The organism is Kitasatospora sp. NPDC058218 (genome assembly GCF_042882445.1).
Classification (GTDB): domain Bacteria; phylum Actinomycetota; class Actinomycetes; order Streptomycetales; family Streptomycetaceae; genus Kitasatospora.
On the sequence record NZ_JBHVWC010000021.1, the window covers coordinates 37,905 to 59,066 of the forward strand.

Consider the following 21,162-nt stretch of genomic DNA (forward strand, 5'->3'; position numbering starts at 1 on the left):
CCGGAACCAGCACGCACCGCCTTGGTGCAGAGAAGGTCCATTAGGTAACTTCCGTACATGCCAACGGAGTTGAGGCGGTAGACCTCGCCCTTGCCAAGGGCGTCGGCAGCTGTTGGCGGTCTCCGCGATTCGAGAGTGCGGAGTAGCCTCACGATCGACGGGCTACCTCAGCTGCGTAGGCGTTCCTGTTGGCCCCTGCCGACCAGAACTGGCCGCTCGCGATGCTGATCCCCAGGAGCCGATGGAGGACGGCGGGGGGCATCTGGGCAGCAAGATCAATCAGTGCCGCCTTCCGGCCGACCCCAGACGGAAGGACGATCGCTCGAAGCCGGGCGCCGAGGCGGCGGGCGGTCAACGGTCGGGCTGGCCGCTGGCTCGGGAAGAGCCAGGGCACGTCGTGTTTGCTGTCGATGGCCGGATGGGCCCGGCATTGGTCGACGAGTTGGAGAACAAGGTCATCAGGAGGTTCGGGCAGTTCAAGAGGAAGCTGTTGGAGCTTCAGGGCGACGCCTCGCTCGTTCTGGATCACATGCGCGATCGTGAGCTGGCAGATCATTGAGGGTTTCTGGGTATAGAGCAGGACCAGCAGGCCGGCAACCCGGTCTTTGAGCTCGACCGAGTCATCGCCCAGGAGGCGTCGCGCGATGGCCCAACACTCATCGGCGTCGAGCGGAACCTCGTGAACTACCCTTGGACGCCTGTGAGTTGTGATTCCGGCGGCGTGGTTGTTTCGGACTGCCCAAGTCACGAACGGCTGGGCACCGTAGTTTCCCTGATCGCCGCGATCGGCCAGCCAAAGGTCGACCTGTCTTGGTGGCCGTCCCGCAGGCTTCGCAGCGGCCGCCCCGGTGGCGGTTGGATTGGCACAGTTCGCAGATTCGGCGGCCTGCCGGGTTGGTGGTCACCAAGGGCCGCTGATCGCCGCAGTCGCCGCAGAACAGCAGGACGACGTTGGCGGCGCCGATCGTCTGCAGGGCGCGGATGAACCGCTCGACGGTCGGTGGCCCCTCGCCTCGGCCCGACGTCAGCAGGCCGCGGTCCGCGGCCTGGGCCAGGCGGACCACCGACACCTTGGAGCTGGTCACCTCCTCGATGGCGGCCCGGACGCCGGCGGTGGCCAGGCCCGGTTCGATCGCGGCGACCAGTTCGACGAGGACGGCGTGCGGATCGGCTGTGATCCGCTCGGCCCGGGCGCTCACGGCCCGGTGATCCGGGCCCGCTTGGGCCGGCACTCGCCGACGCCGATGGCCTCGGTGCCGTCTGCGGTCTCCCTGGCCCGTGCCCGTCCGGTGGAGACCGGTTCGATGAGCTCGTCCATCGAGCACCCCCGGATGTCCAGCAGTGCCATCAGAACCTTCAGGTTCAGCCGCTCGGGCGTCTCGACCACGAGGCGGTAGATCTGGCTGGCGGACAGGTCGATGCCCCGTTCGGGCAGGAGTGGCCGCAGGTCGGTGGTGGAGAACATGCCCCGGGTCGCCATGACCTCGCGCAGGTGCCAGCGGTAGTCCAGCTTCGCCGTCATCGTCGTCCGCTCCTTGCCGTGCCCGTGCGGGCGGTGTCGTTGTTGAAGGCCAGGTCGATGGCCTTGCGCATCATCGTGTTCGCGAAGTCGCTGCTGACCGCCGTGTAGAGAGCCGTCGTCGAGGCGTAGAGGTGGCCGACCTGGTCCTTGATGAACTTTGGGTCGACGCCGTCCTCGATGTTGTGCGTGACGTACGAGTGCCTTGTGTCCGCAGAGGCCGGCCGTGTGCGGATGACCTCGTGTCGCGATTGAGCAGGCCAGGTGTCGAGGCCGCATTCGCGACGCAGATCGTCGGTCGTGTTGCTTTCCACGGGGTTTCCTGTGATGCGGATCACTCGCTGCTGGTGCTCGTGGGGCCGTGTTGTCAGTGGGGGCTGAGATCGTGCCTCCGTGAGCGAGCTGGTTGAGCATGTCGATGAGCATGACCGGGTGTTGGGGATAGTCGAGCGAGACGAAGCGGTGCGCGAGAACTGGCCGCATCGCATTGCAACAACGATCTGCGGTGACCGCGAGGGGCGGATCTTGGTTGTGCGACGGGCCGAGACGATGTCCCGGTTCCCGGGCCACTACGACGTGATGGTCGGCGGTGCCGTGGACGTGGGCGAGTCGTATGAGGAGGCGGCGGTCCGCGAGCTGGCTGAAGAGCTCGGCGTTCGCGTGCCGGTGCGCTTCCTGTTCAAGTTCCTCTGCAGGGAAGGGATTGGCCCCATATGGTTCGGGGTGCATGAGGCCCTCTTGTTGTCGGAGTCCCTGGTCCCGGACCCGGGTGAGATCGACTGGCTGGGCTGGCTGACGGTGGCTGAACTGCGCGAAGTCGTTGATCAATGGTGCTTCGTTCCGGGAGGGCGGGAAGCGCTGCGCCGATATCTGGATTCCGGGTCCGCCAGCGGTGCGGGCGAAGTGGCAGCCTGGTGATCGGCGGTGCGGGTTGCCTCGGTTCAGGGCGGCCATTTCAGCTGCACGACCCGATCACTGTAGTTCGTGGTGCTGGAAGGCGCCTGACCTGGGTGGTTTCGGCGGAGGGTTCGCGGAGCCGGACGATCTATTCGTGTTGTGCGGCGAGCCGGGCCAGGGCCTGAGTGCGGAAGTCGGTGAGCTCGTCGATCGTCTGTTCCGACAGGGTCAGCCGGTCTTTGAGCTTGGTGATCTCTGCCTTGAGCCGGATGATTTGGGCTTCGCGGGGGTCGGGGATCTCTCCGGCCTGGTGCAGGGCCTGGAGGCGCCGGTCGAACTCGACGCGGAGGTGAGAGTAGGGGCGGGTGCCGTAGAACGCGGTGCGGTCGACCGCGGCCTCGCCGGTGAGGGTCTTGGTGTCGCACTTTCCGCCGGGCGGGATCTCGCCACGCAGGAGCCGGTCCATGGCGGCCCTGATGCGGTTCTCGTTCTCGGTCCTCTGGGCTGCGGAGATCCTCATGCCGACTCCTCTTCATTGCTTGTGGCGGAGGCCCCGTCGATCTCGGCGACCACGCGGGCGGCCCGGTCGTGGTCGGCCTGGAGCCGAGCGCGTTCGGTCTTGCGGGTGGTGCCGAGCTCGCCGAGGAAGATCCGGGCTCGCTCGGTGTGCTCGGCCCAGACGGGGCGATGGCGGGGATGATGAGTGGCCTGCAGGCAGCGGGCCGAGTCGCACATCCCCACCAGCGGCCGGTCGGCCGTCGGAGTGCCGGCCAGCTTCAGGCAGAGAGCCCGGGAGGGGTCGGTGAACCAGCAGTAGTTGGCCGGGCCCAGGTGGAGGGTGCTGGCGCGCTTGGTCAGCAGGTTGAGGATGTCGCGGTCGCCGCGTTGGGTCTTCGGCGCGAGGGCTGGCGCGTCGTCAGGGGTGCCGTCGATACTGGCGAAGAAGTCGGTGAGGCTGCGCGCTCCCGGCCCGGCGGGCAGGACGCCCTGCTGGAAGTTGCGGAACTCCTCCAGCACGAGTTGGAGGTTGCGCTCGCTCTCGTGCTTGTTGACCTCTGCCAGGAGTTCAGCCTGGGCTCCGCCGGGCCGGGAAGCATAGCCCTCGGTGGTGGCGACGCTGATGTGCTTGAGATGGATCTTGGTGGCCAGGACGCCGCCGGGCCGGTAGGCCATCTCCAGGGTGAGGGTCCTTCGGAGCATCCGGAGGTTCACCGGCCCTTGCGGGACAGGGCTGAGCGCCAGGAGAAAGTTCTGAGTTCGCCGCATAGCACTGGACGGGCTTGGGGTGAGCATCGCGGTGGTGACTGCGTCGAGGGTCCGGGCGGGACGCCATTCATGAACCGCCCGTGCCAACCGGAGAGAGGCGCCCGAACCCAGAGTAGAAATGACGGCTAGTCAGAAAGGTCAGCAAAAGGTCAGCATCGATCCGATCAGAGGCTGTCGTACCAGCCCAGACATGCGACTCGGCAGAGCATCGCGCAGGGCACATTCACCCGAGCTGAGTGCCCCGCATCTGTCTCAGTCCGACACGCCGCACTATTCGGATCTACCCTCTGAAGAGGATCAGATAGGCACGCCTACCCGACGCATTTCACCAGGTCAGCGCACCCTCCCCCGTGCCTTCAACGGGATGTCGGGGAGCCCAGGCGCACGCAGGCGGGCGCCGTCGTAGCCGTGGACTTCACCGAAGCGTGAGCTCTTCTCCCAGTCGTTTCGTGCCCATACGATCTCATCACGGATCGTCCGATGAAGTTCCACCACATTGCACGGCTTTGCCGTTCCGTCCCAGGTCAGGGGCTTGATCGACCATCCGGGGCCAGCGAAAGGTCAGCAAGACGCCCGGGAGTCGACAGCCATGGACACCACCAACCTCGTCCGCGGCACGGGCAACCTCTTCAAGGAGTGCGAGCGACCGGCACATGCTCGCCGAGCAGCACCGGCAGCGTGCGGTGCCCGTTGGAGATCAGCGAGTCGACTGGCTCCAGCCGCGCGTCCGGGGCGAACGCGAGGCCGGGGAATCGCGCAAACAGCCTGCTCAGCGCGGTGCGCCCCTCCAGGCGGGCCAGCGGCGCGCCAAGGCAGAAGTGCGGGCCGTACCCGAAGGCGAGGTGGTCCTTGACCAGCCGGGTGACGTCGAACGCGGCGCCACTGTCTCCGTAACGCGCCGGGTGGCGTCCTGCGGCCGCGTAGCTGCCCAGGATCGGCTCGCCCCGGCGCACCGTCACCCCGCCGGGCAGCTCGATGTCCTCCACCGCGAAGCGCAGCGGCAGGTGGGCGAGCGGGGCGTTGCGGCGCAGCGTCTCCTCCACCACGTCGTCCCAGCCGACCTCGCCCGCGCGCACCAGGGCGAGCTGGTCGGGGTGGGTGAGCAGGTTGGTGATGCCGTTGTCGATCAGATTCACGGTGGTCTCGTAGCCGGCCGTGACGATCAGCAGAAGGGTGTCGCGCAGCTCCTCCTCGCTCAGTGCGCCGGAGCCGCCGTCGGACTCGGTGTCGCGGGCGGCGATCAGCAGAGAGGTCATGTCGTCGCCCGGCACGCGGCGCTTGACGGCAATCAGCTCCTCCAGCAGGGCCTGGAACGCCGCTCCGTTGGCCGCCGACTCCTCGGGGGTGAGGGTGGTGGAGAACACCTTGTCGACCACTCCCCGGAAGCCCTCGGTCACTTCGTGCGGCAGGCCCAGCAGCTGGGAGATGACCCGGATCGGCAGCGGATAGGCGAAACGGTCGCGCAGGTCCACCACCTCGCCGGGGGCGCTCGCGGCCAGGTCGTCCAGCAGGGCGTCGGTCAGCTCTTCGATGCGCGCCGTCATCGCGGTGACCCGGCGGGGCGTGAAGGCGTTGCTCACCAGTCGGCGCAGTCGCCGGTGGTCGGCGCCGTGCGCGTTGAACATGTTGCGCACGCTCACCCACAGTGCCAGCGGCCAGGTCCGCACCGCCTCGTCGAATGCGGGCCAGTGCAGCAGGCCGTCCTTGGAGACCCGGGGATCCTTGAGCAGTTCCTCCAGCAGCACGGGGTCGGACACCGACCAGGCCCGGACGCCCAGGATGTCGACCGGTGTGGCCGGACCGCGTGCGAACAGCTCGGCGGTCTCGGCCTCACGGGCACGGCCGGTCGGGTCGAGCACGATCGGGTCGAGCACGATCGGGTCGAGCACGATCGGGTCGAGCACGATCGGGTCCGGCGCGTTCAGTTCCGGTACGAGACGCTCCACAGGGGTCCTCCAGTCGATGCGGTACGAGTGCGCGGTCGTCGGCCACGCGCCGGAGAAGAATGCGGGCCCGTGCACCGCTGAGTCGGGCTTCTCGCTCGCCCGCGGGTGAGTCGACGACCGAGCCGTACACGGACGCGACGACCGCGCGGCCCGTACCGGAAACCCAGGCGCGGGCACACCGTGCGCAGGAAGTCGGCGGGGTCGACCTCCTGCGCACGGCGGGGGTGTCCGGGTCGGGAGGTCAGTAGTCCCAGACCGCCGGCACGAAGCGGAACGTGCCGCTGCCGGCATCCGCCACGTGGCAGACGGACGGGAACGGCAGGTGACTGGCCATCAGTTGCTCGCCGGTCGCCGCCATTTCCGTCAGGAGCCGGGTCCGGATGCGGGCCGACTCCTCGGGATCGTGATCGAAGCCGTTGTGCCACTCGGGCTTCCGGTCCCCGCACTGGAACACGGCGTCGCCCGCGAACGTCAGCCGGTCGCCGCCGGACTCCAGGCGGACGATGCTGTGGCCGGGGGTGTGACCGCCGGTGCGGCGGATCAGGACGCCCGGCGCCACCTCGTACTCCTGCTCGAAGGGCCGCAACTGGCCGCGGTACAGATCGAGGAACCGCGAGGCGGTCGTGCGGAGCACGTCCGGCACCGGTGCGGGCATGTCGGTGCGGGAGAAGTCGGGCGCCGCCCAGAACTCGGCCTCGGCCGCGGCCAGGTGGACCCGCAGGTCCGTACGCAGCCGACCCCGCAGCCCCTCGACGAGCAGCCCGCCGATGTGGTCCATGTGCAGGTGGGTGAGCACCACGTCGGTCACCGACGCGGGGTCTATCCCGGCGGCGTCCAGTCGCGCGGCCAGCTGCCCGGCCCGCGGGAAGCCCGGGAACTCCGTCCCCAGGCCGGAGTCGACGAGGACGGTCCGGCCGCCACTGCGCACCACGGACACGTTCAGAGGCCAGTTGATCGACTCCAGCGGCAGGTACATGTCGCCGAGCCAGGCCTTCAGGTCGGCCGGGGCGGCGTTGGTGGCCAGCGTGGTGGGGGAGATCGGCAGCACCCCGTCGCTGATCACCAGCACGTCGATGTCGCCGACCTTCAACGCGTAGCGCGACGGGACCGGTTCGTCGCGTCCCGGCGCGTCGGGGCGGGCGAAGTTGGCCTGGGTCATGGGTGTTCTCCTTACGAAGGGCGTCAGCCGGAGGCCTCGACGGCGCCACCGCGGGCTGCGCCGTCCAGTCATCCCTACAGACCGGCGAGCGGTCCGGTCTGTGACAGCCGCCCCGCTCCGAAGCCACCGCAGCACACCGTTGACCGCGCCCGAGCCGAAGCGACGAGGTGTCACAGATGGGGTGCGAGCCCGGTCTTCCTGCATGGGAACGGACGCCCCGGTACCCGGCACGGGTGAGCCCGGCCGGGCGGGGCGGCCGCTCCGGCGGCGGGCCGCCCGGGGCGGCCTCCGGCATGGGCCCGCCGCGCCCATGCCGACGGCACGACGACGCAGGAAACGAGGCCACGTGAAACACCTCCGACCAGCGGCGGCCTTACTGGCCGCCCTGGTGATCCCCCTCGCAGCACCGGAACTGGCCACCGCGGCCCCAGCACCCGCCCCACCGGCGGTCTCCGCCCCGGCAGCGGCGTCCGAGGCCGCCTCCGCGGCCGCGGAGGAGCCGGACCTCAGCTACGCCAACCGCACCTCCCCGCCGATCGGCATGCCAGACTGGTCGCGCGTCGGCTACCGGGGCGGGCAGGACCTGTCGCGCGGCGAGTCGGCCCTCACCGAGGACGCCGCCTGCCGCATCTCGCCGCAGGAGCTCGCCGCCACCTACGGGGTGCGCGCGGACGACGGGGCCGACGACACCGCCGGCCTGCAGCGGGCGATCGACGACATCAAGGCCCAGTGCTCGCCCAAGGCCGACTTCAACCGCCTCTCCCTCATCGAACTGCCCGCCGGCCGGATCGACCTGTCCCGGCAGGTCTACGTCGACGCCGGCTTCCTGACCCTCCGGGGGAAGGGCTCCGGCGCGGGCGGTACCCGGCTGGTCTTCCGGCCCGACCTCAGCACCCGGTACGACCAGGTGGCCAACGGCCGCTGGGACCAGGACTCCATGGTGGCCGGGACCGGCGGCGACGTCGGCGGGGGTGGCTGGATCTGGCCGGGGCGCGGCATGTTCCGGGTCCAGACCCGGGAGGTCGCGGCCCGGTACCAGGACGACTGGGAGGCGGCCACGACCGTCCCCATGCGCAAGGACATCTTCGAGGGCAGCGTCAACCAGCACTGGGTCTCCGGCCTGAAGCTGGCCGCCCGGGACGGCGACCCGGGCTACTCCGCCCGGAAGGGGTCGTCCGTCGTCCGCCTGGACGCCAAGACCGACATGAAGAAGTTCCGGACCGGCGGCTACGTCTGGGTCGGCGCGGCCAACAGCAAGAACTTCTACGCGCAGCAGGGCATCACCGACCCGAGCATGATCGAGGCGCTCCACATGCGCCAGCAGATGTTCAAGGTCGTCCGCGTCGACGCCACGGCCAGGACGGTCACCCTGGACCGCGCGCTGGAGTGGGACCTGCCGGTGAACTCCGAGTCGGACGGCTCCCCCCCGATCAACGGCAGCGGCACCCCGTACGCCAGCAAGATCACCCCGCTGAAGACCGTCGAAGGCGTCGGCTTCGAGGACTTCGCCTTCACCCAGGACATGAACGGCCTGCCCAAGATCGGCGGCCAGGAGACCTACCGGCTGACGCCCGAGCAGGCCGTGCACAACTACGGCAACCTGGCGCCCGAGTACGCGATGCACGGCATCGTCTTCAAGTGGGCCGCGAACAGCTGGGCGCGCGGCCTGAAGGCCGAGATGACCGGCTCGCACCCGATCGTCACGGAGAACGCGCGCAACCTGCAGATCGAGCGCAACAGCTTCGACGGCGCCTGGAACAAGGGCAAGGGCGGCAACGGCTACCTGCGCGGCAGCCGCGTCTGGGACTCCCTGTGGGCCCACAACGTCAGCCGCAACCTGCGCCACTTCACCTTCCAGTGGTCGGCCAGCGGCAACGTCGCCTTCCGCAACGACCTCGACTCGGACCTCAACCTGCACGGCGGTTGGGAGCACAACAACCTCTTCGAGCAGAACACCCTGCGGATCCCGTACGAGCACCGCTCGGGCAGCTGCCAGGCCAACTGCGGCGGCGAGGGCGGCGAGATGGACGACGGGACGTGGTACCCGATCTGGTGGGCGGCCGGCCCCAAGGCGGGGAAGTGGTCCGGCTCCTCAGGGCCGCAGAACGTCTTCTACAACAACACGATGCTCAAACAGACCGTCCCGGGCGGCCCGTTCGAGCCGTACGGGCCCTACGGCACCCGGACCGGCACCGCCTTCCAGTTCGGCTCCGACAGCCAGGACCCGGACCGCTTCCAGCCGCTCGGCCAGAGCGGGCAGGCCATCGCCGACTGGACCGGCCGGGAGACCCTGGACTACACCGGGGCGGGGGTGGTGCCGCTCGACGTGGGCAAGCGGCACTCCCTGTTCCTGCGGTACACCGGCGGCGAGCTCGACCCCCGCGCCGACGGCGATCGCAAGGTGATCACCTGGAACATGCGAGGCCGGTCCATCACGGGGTCGAACAACAACTCCGACAAGTGGGAGACGAGCCTCCAGCACATGGTCGCCACCCGCCGGCCCGACGTGATCCTCCTGCAGGAGGCCGGCGCCCCGCCCTTCCCGCTGGGGATCAACGCCGAACGCATCGACATCGAGCAGACCGCGTACCAGCGGCGGAACTCCGCGGGCGAGGTCATCGACACGCCCCCCGTCCGCGAGTACCGGCGCACCCTGAGCGGCGTGAACGGCTACCTGTACTGGCTGCAGACGGACACCAACACCACGGGTGTAGGCCAGATGAACCTGGCTATCTGGACCCGGGAGCGGGCCCTCGACCCCAACGACCCCACCGGCGCCGGGCGGATCTTCGTCGTTCCCTCGCCCGGGACCGGCCTCTCCCGACCGGCGCTCGGCGTGCGGGTCGGCGGAACGATCTACTTCACGGTGCACATGGACACCGGCGGCGGCGCGAACGCCACCGTCCTGCTCAACACCATCAGGTCCCGGGTGGCCTCGCCGCAGGGGCTGCCCACCGCCGTCTTCGGCGACTTCAACACCGATCTCGGTACGTTCCGCCGGACGATGAGCAGGCTGTGGGACTTCCAGGGGGCTCGGGACCACACCTACCCGGTCAACGGCGACCAGCCCCCGGGGAACTACGACTTCGGGGCGATCTCGGCGCGTTTCGGACCCGAACCGCAGGTGTACTTCACCAGCGCCGACCGGGTCGAGTCCGTGCGGACCTCGGACCACTACCCCGTCGCCTTCACGCTCTCCCCCACACCGGGCGATCCGCTGCCGACGCCGACGCCGGCCCCCCAGAAGAGGAAGCCTAAGGGGGACCGCACCGCCCGCTCCGCCAAGAGCACCTACGCGCCCTACCCCAGCAGCAAGCCCGGCGGTGGCACGGGCGGCAGCGGCCGGACGCTCGGCACCCGGCCGCTCAACCGGGGCAACCGCGACATGGAGACCCTCGTGTTCGAGCCGGCCGCCGACCACCCGGACCAGTTCCGCATCCTGCACCGGATGACCCGCACCTACCTGAGCCAGGAGTTCGGCCTGCTCAACACTCCCGCGGTGCTGCTGCCCGAAGGCGACCAGGGGCTCACGCAGATCTGGAGCGTCATCGACATGGGCGACGGCACCTGGGTCGTGCTGAACGCCGAGACCGCGCAGGTGCTCGCCGCCGTCGACGGGCCCGAGGGAGAGGAGGTGATGCTCCGCGACTTCGACTCGGAGGACGCCTCCCAGCGGTGGTTCTTCCAGGACCCCGAAGTCGAGGCGCTGGACGTGGACAAGCTGCTGCGGCAGGACGACGATTCTCAGGACCTGGTGGTCGGCGTGCCGACCGGCACCGGCACCGGCCTCCCGCTGGACCTGGTGGTCGACGGCAACGGCGCCCGCGAGCAGTTCACCACCGTCTCCGCGGACCGGATCGGCGAGGACTACTGCTACTACCTCGTCAACAACGGGAGGTACGTCAACACCTCCGCCTCCGACCCCTACCCCCGGCACGAGGCGCTCGTGACGCTCGACGCGTTCCGCCCCGACCACCCCAGCTACCTGTGGTGCACCGACACGCCGGACCGGCACGCCACCGCGGGCGTGCGGCTGACCCAGCGCACGGCCACCGGCCAGCGCCTCTACCTCACCTCGCGCGGGAACGCCCGGGGGATCGCCGTGACCGAGAGCCTCGCCGCCGCGGACCTGTGGACCTGGAAGGAGATCCCCCAGTGAACGACCCGAGGCAGCACACGCGGCCCGGCGGACGGAGGCGGCGGCGTGCGACGACGTGACGTCCTGCGGGCCGCCGCCGCGCTCCCGCTGGCCGCGGCGCTCCCCCGCCCCGCGAACGCGGCCGGCGCCGCCGCGGAGGCATCCGCGGCGGACGTTCTGCCGAGCCGGGCCGCCGTGACCGGGGCCGTCCGCCTGGTGAACGACCACTGGATCGGCACCCACCCCGAGCCGCAGCCTGCTCGCCTCGCAGCGCCCGGACGGCTTCTGGAACCCCTCCCTGGGCGATCCGGCGCACCTGCCGGGCAAGGAGTCCAGCGGCACGGCCCTGTTCTGCTTCGGCCTGGCGTTCGCCATCCGCACGGGCGTGATCGACCGGGCCGCGTACCTGCCGGTCCTCGCCCGGGGCTGGAACGCGCTGGTGCGCGACGCGGTCCACCCGGACGGGCGGCTGGGCTGGGTGCAGGGCGTCGGCGACCAGCCGGAGTCCAACCAGCCCGTCGGCCACGGGTCCACCGCGGACTTCGGGGTCGGCGCCTTCCTGCTGGCGGGCTCCGAAGTGGCCCGACTGAACGATCACTGACGGTTTGTCACAGAACGGGGGCGTTCCCGGTCTTCCTCTGCGGGAGCGGGAACGCCCCCTCCGACGCCGGGCCCTCGGGCCGGCACCACCCATCGGGAGCACCGAATGACGACAACAGTTCTCCAGCGCCGCGGGGTCCGCGCCCTGCTGGCGTTCGCCGTGGCCGCCGCGGTCGCCGTCCCCGGCCTCGGGGCCGCGTCCCCGGCCCGGGCGGACACGCCCGACGGCACCACCAAGGTCGTGGAGGTGAAGCTCGACTACAACTACACCGGGGGCAACGTCGCCGGGTACCACACGGCACTCATCCGCCTCCGCCAGGCGGCGGGGCGGCAGTTCCGCGACGACGACGTCTACATCACCCAGGCGACGCCGCCCGGCCTGATCGCCCTGCGGATCCAGGACCGCGACGGCAACGAGCTGTCGAGCCTCTACTTCAACCCGGCGAACCTCTACGTCGGCGGCTTCCGCACCAAGAGCGGCAAGCTGTACGCATTCAACGACGCCTCGGAGAACGTGCGCACCGAGATGGGCCGCGGCGGCCAGGTGAACACGCTGGCCTTCGGCGGCAGCTACGGCTCGCTCATCTCCACCGCCGGGGACGAGCCGTCGATCGAGTGGCTGAACGGATTCCTCGGCTCGGCCGAGACCGTCGGCAGGGCCGACCAGCAGCTGGGCGAGGCCGCCGGCCGGGCCACCGTCGCCCGGGCGCTGATCAAGCTGATCGGCGCCTTCTCCGAGGCGGCCCGGTTCACCGACTTCCGCGACACCTGGGACGCGGTCGTCGCCGGGCGCAACGGCGGCGCCTTCTTCGAGATATCGAACCCCCGGCTGCGGGCGCTGCGCGGCGCCTGGGGATCCATCTCCAAGTTCGCGATCGACATCACCACCGTCCCGTCCACGCCTCCCCTGACCGTCAACGGCGTGGGCACGTTCGCCACCTGGCAGGACGTCCGGGACCACCTGCGGGTGATCCGCCGATAGCGGGCCCGCGGGCCTCCCGGCGGCAGCCGGGGCGGACGGGCGGAGCGGGGTCGGCGCAACGGGCCGCCCCCGCTCCGCCCGTTGCGCCGCGGGTGGGGCGGTGTGGTTCCGGCGGTGCCCGGAGCCGCTGCGGAGGCCCCGTTCACCGCGCCGCCAGCAGCGACTCCAGGGCGGCGGTGTCCCCGGCCCGGGCGGCCGCGACGAAGGCCGCCAGCAGCAGCCGGTGCTCCGTCGGGTCGGCGGCCCCCCGCTGCTCGGCAGCCAGGCGGCGGCGGGCCCGGCTGGTGATCTGGCGGACGTTGACGGCGCTGAGGCACAGCATCGCGGCGATGTCGGCGTTGGCGTACTCGAAGGCCTCGCGCAGGATGTACACCGCCCGCTCCGTGGGCGTCAGCCGCTCCAGGACCACGAGCAGCGCGGACGCCAGCTCCTCCGCCCGCTGCACGCCGGCCTCGGGGTCGCTGCCGGTGTCGACGGGCTCGGGCAGCCAGGGGCCGAGCGGGGTCTGGCGGCGCGCCCGGGCGGACTGTGCCACGTTGAGGGCCAGCCGGGTGGTGGCGCGGGACAGGAAGGCCGCGGGGCTGACCACCGCCGAGCGGTCGGTCAGCTGCCAGCGCAGCCACACGTCCTGGACCACGTCCTCCGCCTCGACCGCGCTGTCCAGGATCCGGTACGCGGCGCCGAAGAGGCGGGGCCGCAGCCCCTCGAAGGCGGCCGCGGCCTCGTCCAGGGTGGCCTCCCCGGCGGGCGGCCGGGTGTCCGGACGCGTCCCGGGCAGGTCTGTCAACATGCTCATCACGGCTCCGTTTCGCCTGCGGCATCCGTCGATGCCCCCGGGGAACACGCTCCCGCCGCGGCCCCCGCCGTGACGCCCCGGAAGGTGCCTGGTCCGCCGCCCCGGGGGTACCGGGGCGGGCACACCCGGGGGTACCGGGGCGGGCACACCGTCGGCGGGAACCGGGGCTCGGGCGCGGGCTCAGGCCATGGCCGCCGCGCTGCCGAGCAGGGCGCCGCCGAGCTGCTTGCGGGAGGTGACGCCGAGCTTCGTGTACACCTTGCGCAGGTGCCACTCCACCGTGTGCGGGCTGAGGAACAGCTGGGCCCCGATCTCGGGGTTGGTCATCCCGCCCTCGGCCAGGCGCGCGATCTGGGTCTCCTGGGCGGTGAGCGCGGTCCGTGACTCGGCCGGGCGCCGGGGCGCCGTCGCGCCGGTGGCGCGCAGCTCCCGCCACGCGCGCTCCGCGAAGCCCTCGACCCCGATCCGGCTCAGCGTCTGGTAGGCGGTGCCCAGGTGCTCGCGGGCGTCGGCCCGGCGGTTCTCCCGCCGCAGCCACTCGCCGTAGAGCAGGTGGGCGCGGGCGTGGGTGATCCGGACCCCGGTGCGGCCCAGGCGTTCGACGGCCTCCTGGTGGAGGGCCTCGGCGGCCGCTCCCGCGTTCACCTGGGCGCGCACCATGGCGGAGGTGCCGAGGGCCCAGTCGGTGCCGCTGGCCCGGGCCAGGTCGGCGACCCGGTGGGCCGCCTCGGCGGCGCGGGCCGGCCGGCCGCTGCGGGCGGCGGCCTCGACGAGCTCGACCGTCGACCTGATCGCGAGGCCGAGCTCCTGGAGGCTCTCCGCGCCGCGTTCGGCAGCGGCGCAGGCTTCCTCGTAGCGGCCGAGCCCGTTGTACAACACGGCCTTCGCCCACTCGCCAGAGCCGGGGACGTCGCCCGGCCTGCCCCGGTGGGGGCCGGCGTCCCGGGCCATGGCGTCGGTCGCCCTGAGCACCTCGGCCTCCCGGCCCCTCCACGGTTCGGTCACCAGGGAGGCGTAGTGGGCGAGGTAGCGGCTGCCGGTGGCCTCGCCGATCGCCTGCGCCTCGGCGATGAGCGCGTCCGCGAGGTCGAGTTCGCCGGCCAGGACGCGGTTGGAGACGAGTTGCAGCAGGGCCGACGGCAGCACCGACAGCGTGCCCGTCCCGCGGGCCAGCTCGACCAGGCGCGAGGAGAGCACTGTGTTGCTGTCGAAGTCCCAGACGTTGAAGGCCATCCGGGCGGCGAGCGGGAACCAGCCGAGGCCCTCCTCCGCGGAGACCTCCTCGGTGCACAGGGCGCCCAGGGCGCGCAGCACCGTGGGCGCGCCCGCCCGGTAGCCGTCGACGGTCATCGCGGCCAGGCCGCGCAGCAGCAGGTCGTTGTGCTCCGGGGGCGGCCCGGGCGGTGCGGCGAGCGCGGCCCGGGCGATGTCGGCCAGCGCGGCGCCGCTCGGCGGCCGGTCGATGATGAGGGCGGCGTGCAGCGCGTCGCGGTAGGTCTGCTGGGCGAGTCCGGTGTCCAGCGCCTCCAGGCGGCCGGCGGCCCGCACCAGCACCGGCAGGGCGCTGCCGGCGTTCTGGGAGGCGAACACGATCCGCCCGCGCAGCAGGTCCGCCTGGGCGAGCCGGCGCTCGTCCAGCGGGCCGAGGGCGGCGGCGTCCAGCAGTTCGCGCGCGGTGTCGTAGCCGCCGGCCTGGTACTTGGCCTGGGCGGCCGCCAGGGCCCTGACGGCGCGGGCGGCCGGGTCGGGGGTGAGCTCGGCCGCCCGTTCCAGGAACGCGGCGGCGGCCGCGACCCCGCCGCGGGCCTGCGCCCGGCCGGCGGAGCGCTCCAGTTCGGCGGCGACCTCCTCGTCGGGCCCCGCAGTGGCGTTGGCGAGGTGCCAGGCGCGGCGGTCGGGGTCGGTGTCCGGGTCGGTCGCCTCGGCCAGGGCCCGGTGCACCTGCTGCCGGACCTCGGGCGCGGCGGCCCGGTAGGCCGCCGAGCGCACCACGGGGTGCCGGAACCGCACCCGGGTGCCGATCGTGACCAGGCCCGCGGCTTCGGCCGACGGGGCGGCGGAGTCTTCGATGCCCAGCAGGGCGGCGGCCTCGGCCAGCAGGGCGACGTCCCCGACCGGTTCGGCCGCGGCGAGGAGCAGCAGGTGCCGGGCGGCGGGCGGCAGGGCCTGGATCCGGTGCATGAAGCTCTGCTCGATCTGCCCGGCCAGCGGCCGCGCGTCGGGGCGTCCGAAGCCGCCTGCCAGTTCCTCGGGGCCGAGCCCGCGGGGCAGTTCGAGCAGGGCCAGGGGGTTGCCCTGGGTCTCGGCGACGATGCGGTCGCGGACGCGCTCGTCGAGCCGGCCCGGGACCACGGAGTCCAGCAGGGCGCGGGCGTCGCTGTCGCCGAGCCGTCCGACCGTGAGCTGCGGCAGCCCCGTGAACCGGGGCTCCAGGGACGGCTCGCGCACGGCGAGGACCAGGCCGATCCGCTCGGCGAGCAGGCGCCGGGCGACGAAGGCCAGCGTCTGCACGGAGACCTCGTCCAGCCACTGGGCGTCGTCGACGAGGCAGAGCAGCGGGTCCTGTCCGGCGGCGTCGGCGAGCAGACTGAGCACGGCGAGGCCGACCAGGAAGCGATCCGGCGGGGTGCCCGCGGTCAGGCCGAACGCGGTGCCCAGCGCGTCGCGCTGCGGGGCCGGCAGGCGGCCGAGCCGGTCCAGGAGCGGTGCGCACAGCTGGTGGAGCCCGGCGTACGGGAGCTCCATCTCGGACTGGACGCCGGTGACCCGGGCGGTCCGGAGTCCCCGCGCCCCGGCGGCGGCGTGCTCCAGCAGTCTGGTCTTCCCCACGCCCGGCTCGCCGCGGAGCACCAGGACCCGGCTCCCGCCGCCGCGCACGGCGTCGAGCAGTTCCTCCAGTGCCCCGCACTCGCGGCTGCGCCCCAGCATCTCCTGATTCATGGGCCGGCCGGCCTCCCCTTCGCGTCCCCGCCGGACCCAGGTCCCCGGGCCCGGCGCGCGGTCGTTCCTGGCGCGAACCGCGGTGCCGTCCCCGAGGGCGGCCGCGCTCGCGCGCGGCGCCGGTCGGCGCCGCCGGGCCCACCCTGCCGCCCCGGACCGCCGGCCGGCGCCCGGGGAACCCCGGGTCGACCCCCGGGTGTCCCCCTGGGGCTCCCAGGGGTCCGGGGAGGGCAGGCCTTCAGGCGTCGGCCAGGGCGGCGCGGAGCCGGTTGCGGGACTTGACGTCGAGCTTGGTGAACACCTTGCCCAGGTGCCATTCCACAGTGCGGGGGCTGATGAAGAGTTCGGCGCCGATCTCGGAGTTGGTCAGGCCGTCGGCGGCCAGGCGGGCGATCTGGCCCTCCTGGGCCGTGAGGGCCTCGCGCCCCGCCCCGCCCGCGTCGGCGGGTCGCGGCCGGACCGTCTCGCCGGTGGCCAGCAGTTCGCGCCGCGCGCGCTCGGCGAAGGCCTTCGCGCCGAACCCCCGCAGCAGCTCGTGGGCGGTGCGCAGGTGCCCGCGCGCGTCGCCGCGCCGGTTCTCGCGGCGCAGCCACTCGCCGTACACCAGGTGGGTACGGGCCAGGTGGACGGCGATGCGGCTGCGTTCGAGGCGGGCCAGGGCCTCGCGGTAGAGCCGGTCGGCACCCGGGCCGTCGTCCAGCAGGGCGCGCGAGCGGGCCAGCACGCCGAGGGCCCAGTCGGTGCCGGCCGCCCCGGCGCAGTCCTCCAGCCGGCGCAGGGCCGCCGCGGCCCGCTCGGGGGCGTCGGCGCGGGCGGCCGCCTCGACGAGTTCGGCGAGGGCGAAGCCGTGGACGGCCAGGTCCTCGTGCGCAACGGCCCGTTCCGCGTGGGCCAGGGCGTCCTGATAGCGGCCGAGGCCGTTGTGGAGGACAGCGAGGAGGTAGTGCTCCAGGCCGATCGCGCGACCCTCGCCCCATGAGTTCGCGTCCCGGGCGGCGCTGCGGATCACCTCGGCGGCCCGCGCGTCCTCGCCGCGCCAGGCCGTCAGCAGGAGCGCGGGGTACGCCATCGGCGAGTGGCCGGTCGCCTCCGCGATGGTGTCGGCCTCGTCGATGAGCGCCGCCGCGAGGTCGAAGTCGCCGGCGTGCACGGACAGGGCGGCCCGGTAGCCGAGGGCCAGGGGGAGGACGTTGAGGGCGCCGGCCTCGCGGGCCGAGCGGACCGCTTGCTCGGTCATCCAGTGCCATGCCTCGTCGTCCCACAGCTCCCCGGCGACCAGCCAGGTCAGCCAGAGCCAGCGCATGGCGTCGCCGCTCTCGCGGACGGCGGCCTGCCGGAAGGCCCCCAAGGCGGACCGCAGAAGCGGCCCGCCCTCGGCGCAGCCGTCGAGGAACCAGGCCGCCAAGCCGTCGAGGAGAAGGTCCGTGGGCCGTGCGGGCAGCACCCCGGGCGGTGCCGTGCGGGCGGCTTCGGCGACCTCCCGCACCCCGATCTGTCGGCCCAGGCGGCCGGCGAAGACCGCCGATCCGAGGGCGTCCAGGTACGCCTCGCGCGCGAACGCGTCCCCGGCCCGCGCCAGCCGGCCGGCCGCGTCGAGCAGCAGGGGCAGCGCCTCTCCGCCGCGCCGGCGGGCGAAGGCGACCTGGGCGCGGAGCCGGACCAGTCGGGCATGCTGCGCCTCGTCCAGCGGGCCGAGCTGGGCCGCGGCGAGGAGTTCGAGCGCCGCGTCCGGGGATCCGGCGTCAAACGCGGCCTGGGCGGCGGCACCCGCGCGCGTGCCCCGCAGGGCCGGATCGGGCGTCAGTTCGGCCGCGCGCCGCAGGAAGGCCGCCGCCGCCGCGATCCCGCCGCGGGCCTGGGCCCGGCCGGCCGACCGTTCGAGCTCGCCCGCCAGGGCCTCGTCCGGGTCCACCGCCGCGTGGGCGCGGTGCCACGCCCGGCGGTCCGAGTCGAAGGCGGGGTCGGTGGCCTCGGCCAGCGCGCGGTGCACGTCCCGGCGCACGGTGGGGTCGGCAGCACGGTAGGCCGCCGAGCGGACCAGCGGGTGGCGGAACCGCACCCGGGTGCCGAACTCGATCAGCCCCGTGGCCTCGACCGCTCCCTCGGCGTCCGCGCCGAGGTCGAGCCGCTCGGCGACCCGCCGCAGCAGCGGCGCGTCCCCCATCGGCTCCGCGGCAGCCGCCAGCAGCAGCCGCTGGGCAGCGGCGGGCAGTGCGCCGATGCGCTGCAGGTAGGCCTGCTCGATCTGGCCGGCCAGCGGGCGGACGTCCGGGCGCCCGAACCCGCCGGCCAGCTCCGCCGCCGACAGCCCGCGGGTCAGTTCCAGCAGGGCCAGCGGGTTGCCGCGGGTCTCGGCGACGATGCGGTCCCGGACCCGCTCGTCCAGCCGCCCGGGCACCACCGATTCCAGCAGCGCCCGCGCGTCGTCGTCGCGCAGGCCCCGGACCGCGATCTCGCGCAGCCCCCCGAAGGGGTCGCCGCCCGCGACGGGCGCCGGGGTGCGCGCTGCGAACACCAGCGCCACCCCTTCCGCCAACAACCGCCGGGCGACGAAGGCCAGCGTCTGGGCGGAGACCCGGTCGAGCCACTGGGCATCGTCCACGACGCAGACCAGCGGCTGCTCCTCCGCCGCCTCGGCCAGCAGGCTGAGCACCGCCAGGCCGACCAGGAAGCGGTCCGGCGCGGTCCCCGCGCTCAGGCCGAACGCGACGGACAGGGCGTCGCGCTGGGGGCCGGGGATGCGGTCGAGCCGCCCTATCAGGGGCACGCAGAGCTGGTGCAGTCCGGCGAACGCCAGTTCCATCTCGGACTCGACGCCGACCGCCCGCAGGACGCGGCACCCGCTCGCCCGCTCCACCAGGTACTCCGCGAGGGCGGACTTGCCGACCCCCGGTTCGCCGCGCAGCACGAGGACCTGGCCCCGGCCCTCCCGGGCCCCGGCGATCACCTGATCCAGCACTCCGCACTCGCTGCGCCGGCCGCGCAGCCTGCGCCACGGAGCGCTGCCCGCCATCCGCCACCACCATGCAGTTCAAGGTCCGGGCTCTGATCGTTCCGGGTCGTCCCCATCATGCATCAGCCCTCGCGGAGCGGACAAACCCCTGCCGGGCACCGCCGCAGGCGCTCTGAAGATCCGTCACCACGGCAGCCGGCCGACGTACTCTCCCGGCCGAGCAGCACTCCCGGGCGAAGCAGGCTCGTTCTGGCGAGCCCGAAGGTCTCGGTGACCGCGCGCCCGGTCCCGGCCTTCCTTCTCCCGTAGTCGGGATTGACCCCCGACCCTGCGTGCGAGAGCCGGCCGGGATCCAGAACGGCATCGGCCGAGGTCTTCCACACCGGGGAGTCGCCACTCAAAGGCTCGATGGGCCAGCCCTCGTACACCGCCACCGTCGAGACGTACACATAACGGCCGACGACCGGTTCCAAGGCCCGGCGCCGGTAAACACGTCGCGCGGGCCGAGCGACGAGGCGCAGGTGTCAATCCTCGCGTCCCAGGGGCCGTGCGCGGCCAACCGGGCGCGGTCCTCCGGCTGCTCCCGATCACCGTGAAGCGCGGTCGCTCCGGGCACGGGGCTACCGGACCGACCCCGGGTGAACGTGGCCACCTCTCCCAGCCCCTCCCCAGTGCACCTGTCACGATGGTCGGACCAGGAACCAACCGCCGCCCAGGACCAGAATCCTCATGGGCGAGTGCGGGTGTGCCTGGTGGAACCCGGAGCCTTCGTGACCGCGATGCTGGACCGGGCGGTCGCGGACCTCGGCGGCGCCCGCGACGGCGGTGCGGCCGGGTCAGGCACACGGCGTCACGCGGGCTCCCGCAGAGCCGACTCTCCCGACCGGCCCTCTCCCACGATCCCCATGGAACGGCGCCAAGGGGGCGGTTCCCGCTCTCCAGGCTGTTCAGCGGGCGAGTACGTGGCCGTCGTGGGGGCGGTGGTCGCGGGAGCGGCGCAGGTCGGTGGTCACGTAGGTGCGTTGCAGCCAGCGGTCCGCTCCGTCGTAGCGGGGGCGGAAGGCGGTGCGGCCGTGGACGGTGACGCGGTTGTCGATGACGACCAGGTCGCCGGGGGTGAGGCGCAGCGTGCGCGCGGTCGCCTCGCAGGCGCGGCCGAATTCGGTCAAGGCGGCGGTGGCCCGGGAGGTGAGCGGGGTGGTGACGAGTTGGGCCATGCGGATGTCGGGGTCCTCGGCTGCTCCCGACAGCACGGGCCGGGGCTCGGCAGCGGGCCGGCTCGTGGCGTCCGGGCCGAAGGAGGGTGGTGGGGTGGTGATGAACTCCGGTGCGAACAGGGCCTGGCGGGCGGCCGGGGAGAGGAGCGGCAGGGCCTGGCGGAGGCCGGCGACGCGCATGCCGGCGATCCGGTCGTGGTCGGCGCGCAGGCACAGGAAGATCACATAGTCGGGTGGGTGGGGGTGGAAGCCGTTCTCGGTGTGGAAGGACAGCGGCACCGCTCCGGCGTTGCCGTGAAAGGTCTCCTGCCCGGGTACGGGGACGACGTCCTGGACGAGGGCGCCGGATTTCTCGGCCAGGTAGGCGAGCGGCTCGCCGAGCCCGCAGGCCACCATGGTGAGCAGCGCGGCCGGGACGGCGGCCCGGCGCTGGACCGAGCCGGGTACGGTCGGTGTCGCGGGCAGGGCCGCCTGATCGACGGGCAGGCCGCCGATCACCAGGGCGCCGTGCGGGCCGGAGTGCCTTCGGAACCGGCTCATCCCACGGCGCAGCCGTGGCGGGAGGTCTTCCCAGGCGTCGCGGGCGCGCGCCACCCACTCGGGGCTGTCGACGTGGTCGGGCCCGCCGGTGCACAGGTCTCGGGCCAGTTGCTCGCAGGTGTCGGCGTCGGCCGGGTCCAGGGTCCAGTCGGCGGCGGTGGGGCTTGCGGTGGCGGCGGGTGTTGTCTCGGGCATGGGGGTCTCCTGCC

The 21,162-nt window shown here is 72.9% G+C and carries 15 protein-coding genes and 2 pseudogenes; 5 read left to right on the forward strand and 12 right to left on the reverse strand.

Translation table 11 applies throughout. The features are described 5' to 3' along the window. Positions 1-241: 241 nt before the first annotated feature. Positions 242-559, forward strand: coding sequence for a hypothetical protein (locus tag ACFVYI_RS15535; protein ID WP_387885384.1), 318 nt, complete (start codon positions 242-244; stop codon positions 557-559). Between the two features lie 97 nt (positions 560-656). Here the strand turns inward: ACFVYI_RS15535 and ACFVYI_RS15540 are convergent, their stop codons facing one another. The 3 genes from ACFVYI_RS15540 to ACFVYI_RS15550 are packed head-to-tail and all read right to left on the reverse strand — an operon-like array spanning position 657 to position 1,833. Further along, a complete protein-coding gene (locus ACFVYI_RS15540) occupies positions 657-1,199 on the reverse strand; it encodes a hypothetical protein (RefSeq protein WP_387885385.1) in 543 nt (180 codons plus the stop codon). Then, a complete protein-coding gene (locus tag ACFVYI_RS15545) occupies positions 1,196-1,522 on the reverse strand; it encodes a helix-turn-helix domain-containing protein (protein WP_387885386.1) in 327 nt (108 codons plus the stop codon). The genes ACFVYI_RS15540 and ACFVYI_RS15545 overlap by 4 nt, the downstream gene beginning before the upstream one ends. Then, positions 1,519-1,833 carry a hypothetical protein gene (locus ACFVYI_RS15550; RefSeq protein ID WP_387885387.1) on the reverse strand — a complete coding sequence of 105 codons (315 nt, stop codon included), beginning with the start codon at positions 1,831-1,833 and terminating at the stop codon, positions 1,519-1,521. Before ACFVYI_RS15550 ends, ACFVYI_RS15545 begins: the two co-directional genes overlap by 4 nt. A gap of 79 nt (positions 1,834-1,912) precedes the next feature. Here ACFVYI_RS15550 and ACFVYI_RS15555 point away from each other — a divergent pair, with 79 nt between their 5' ends. Continuing rightward, positions 1,913-2,437 carry an NUDIX hydrolase gene (locus tag ACFVYI_RS15555; protein ID WP_387885389.1) on the forward strand — a complete coding sequence of 175 codons (525 nt, stop codon included), beginning with the start codon at positions 1,913-1,915 and terminating at the stop codon, positions 2,435-2,437. A gap of 127 nt (positions 2,438-2,564) precedes the next feature. Here the strand turns inward: ACFVYI_RS15555 and ACFVYI_RS15560 are convergent, their stop codons facing one another. The 5 genes and pseudogenes from ACFVYI_RS15560 to ACFVYI_RS15580 all read right to left on the reverse strand — a co-directional run bounded on the left by ACFVYI_RS15560 (position 2,565) and on the right by ACFVYI_RS15580 (position 6,787). Beyond that, positions 2,565-2,936 (reverse strand): hypothetical protein, encoded by a 372-nt coding sequence (locus tag ACFVYI_RS15560; RefSeq protein ID WP_387885390.1) that lies wholly within the window; start codon positions 2,934-2,936, stop codon positions 2,565-2,567. Beyond that, positions 2,933-3,616, reverse strand: a complete 684-nt coding sequence (locus ACFVYI_RS15565) for a hypothetical protein (RefSeq protein WP_387885392.1) — start codon at positions 3,614-3,616, stop codon at positions 2,933-2,935. The genes ACFVYI_RS15560 and ACFVYI_RS15565 overlap by 4 nt, the downstream gene beginning before the upstream one ends. Before the next feature lie 399 nt (positions 3,617-4,015). Beyond that, positions 4,016-4,179, reverse strand: a pseudogene (locus ACFVYI_RS15570) (pirin family protein); the annotation flags it as partial. 132 nt (positions 4,180-4,311) lie between these two features. After that, on the reverse strand, positions 4,312-5,559 hold the full coding sequence (locus ACFVYI_RS15575) for a cytochrome P450 (RefSeq protein WP_387885484.1): 1,248 nt from the start codon (positions 5,557-5,559) through the stop codon (positions 4,312-4,314). Between the two features lie 310 nt (positions 5,560-5,869). Beyond that, on the reverse strand, positions 5,870-6,787 hold the full coding sequence (locus ACFVYI_RS15580) for an MBL fold metallo-hydrolase (RefSeq protein ID WP_387885395.1): 918 nt from the start codon (positions 6,785-6,787) through the stop codon (positions 5,870-5,872). 346 nt (positions 6,788-7,133) lie between these two features. Between ACFVYI_RS15580 and ACFVYI_RS15585 the strand changes: the two genes are divergently transcribed. The 3 genes from ACFVYI_RS15585 (at position 7,134) to ACFVYI_RS15595 (ending at position 12,507) form a co-directional block, all read left to right on the forward strand. Next, a complete protein-coding gene (locus ACFVYI_RS15585) occupies positions 7,134-10,946 on the forward strand; it encodes an endonuclease/exonuclease/phosphatase family protein (RefSeq protein ID WP_387885397.1) in 3,813 nt (1,270 codons plus the stop codon). 235 nt (positions 10,947-11,181) lie between these two features. Then, positions 11,182-11,526 carry a glycoside hydrolase family 88 protein gene (locus ACFVYI_RS15590; protein WP_387885486.1) on the forward strand — a complete coding sequence of 115 codons (345 nt, stop codon included), beginning with the start codon at positions 11,182-11,184 and terminating at the stop codon, positions 11,524-11,526. A gap of 105 nt (positions 11,527-11,631) precedes the next feature. Continuing rightward, positions 11,632-12,507: a ribosome-inactivating family protein gene (locus ACFVYI_RS15595; protein WP_387885399.1), complete on the forward strand. Its 876-nt coding sequence runs from the start codon at positions 11,632-11,634 to the stop codon at positions 12,505-12,507. Positions 12,508-12,661: 154 nt separating this feature from the next. Here the strand turns inward: ACFVYI_RS15595 and ACFVYI_RS15600 are convergent. The 4 genes and pseudogenes from ACFVYI_RS15600 to ACFVYI_RS15615 all read right to left on the reverse strand — a co-directional run. Continuing rightward, positions 12,662-13,297, reverse strand: a pseudogene (locus ACFVYI_RS15600) (sigma-70 family RNA polymerase sigma factor); the annotation flags it as partial. 186 nt (positions 13,298-13,483) lie between these two features. Beyond that, entirely contained in the window at positions 13,484-16,243 is a 2,760-nt protein-coding gene (locus tag ACFVYI_RS15605; protein ID WP_387885402.1) for an AAA family ATPase, read from the reverse strand. 238 nt (positions 16,244-16,481) lie between these two features. Further along, positions 16,482-19,256, reverse strand: coding sequence for an AAA family ATPase (locus ACFVYI_RS15610; RefSeq protein WP_387885403.1), 2,775 nt, complete (start codon positions 19,254-19,256; stop codon positions 16,482-16,484). An 887-nt stretch (positions 19,257-20,143) separates the two neighbouring features. Next, a complete protein-coding gene (locus ACFVYI_RS15615) occupies positions 20,144-21,148 on the reverse strand; it encodes a TauD/TfdA family dioxygenase (RefSeq protein ID WP_387885405.1) in 1,005 nt (334 codons plus the stop codon). Positions 21,149-21,162 lie beyond the last annotated feature (14 nt).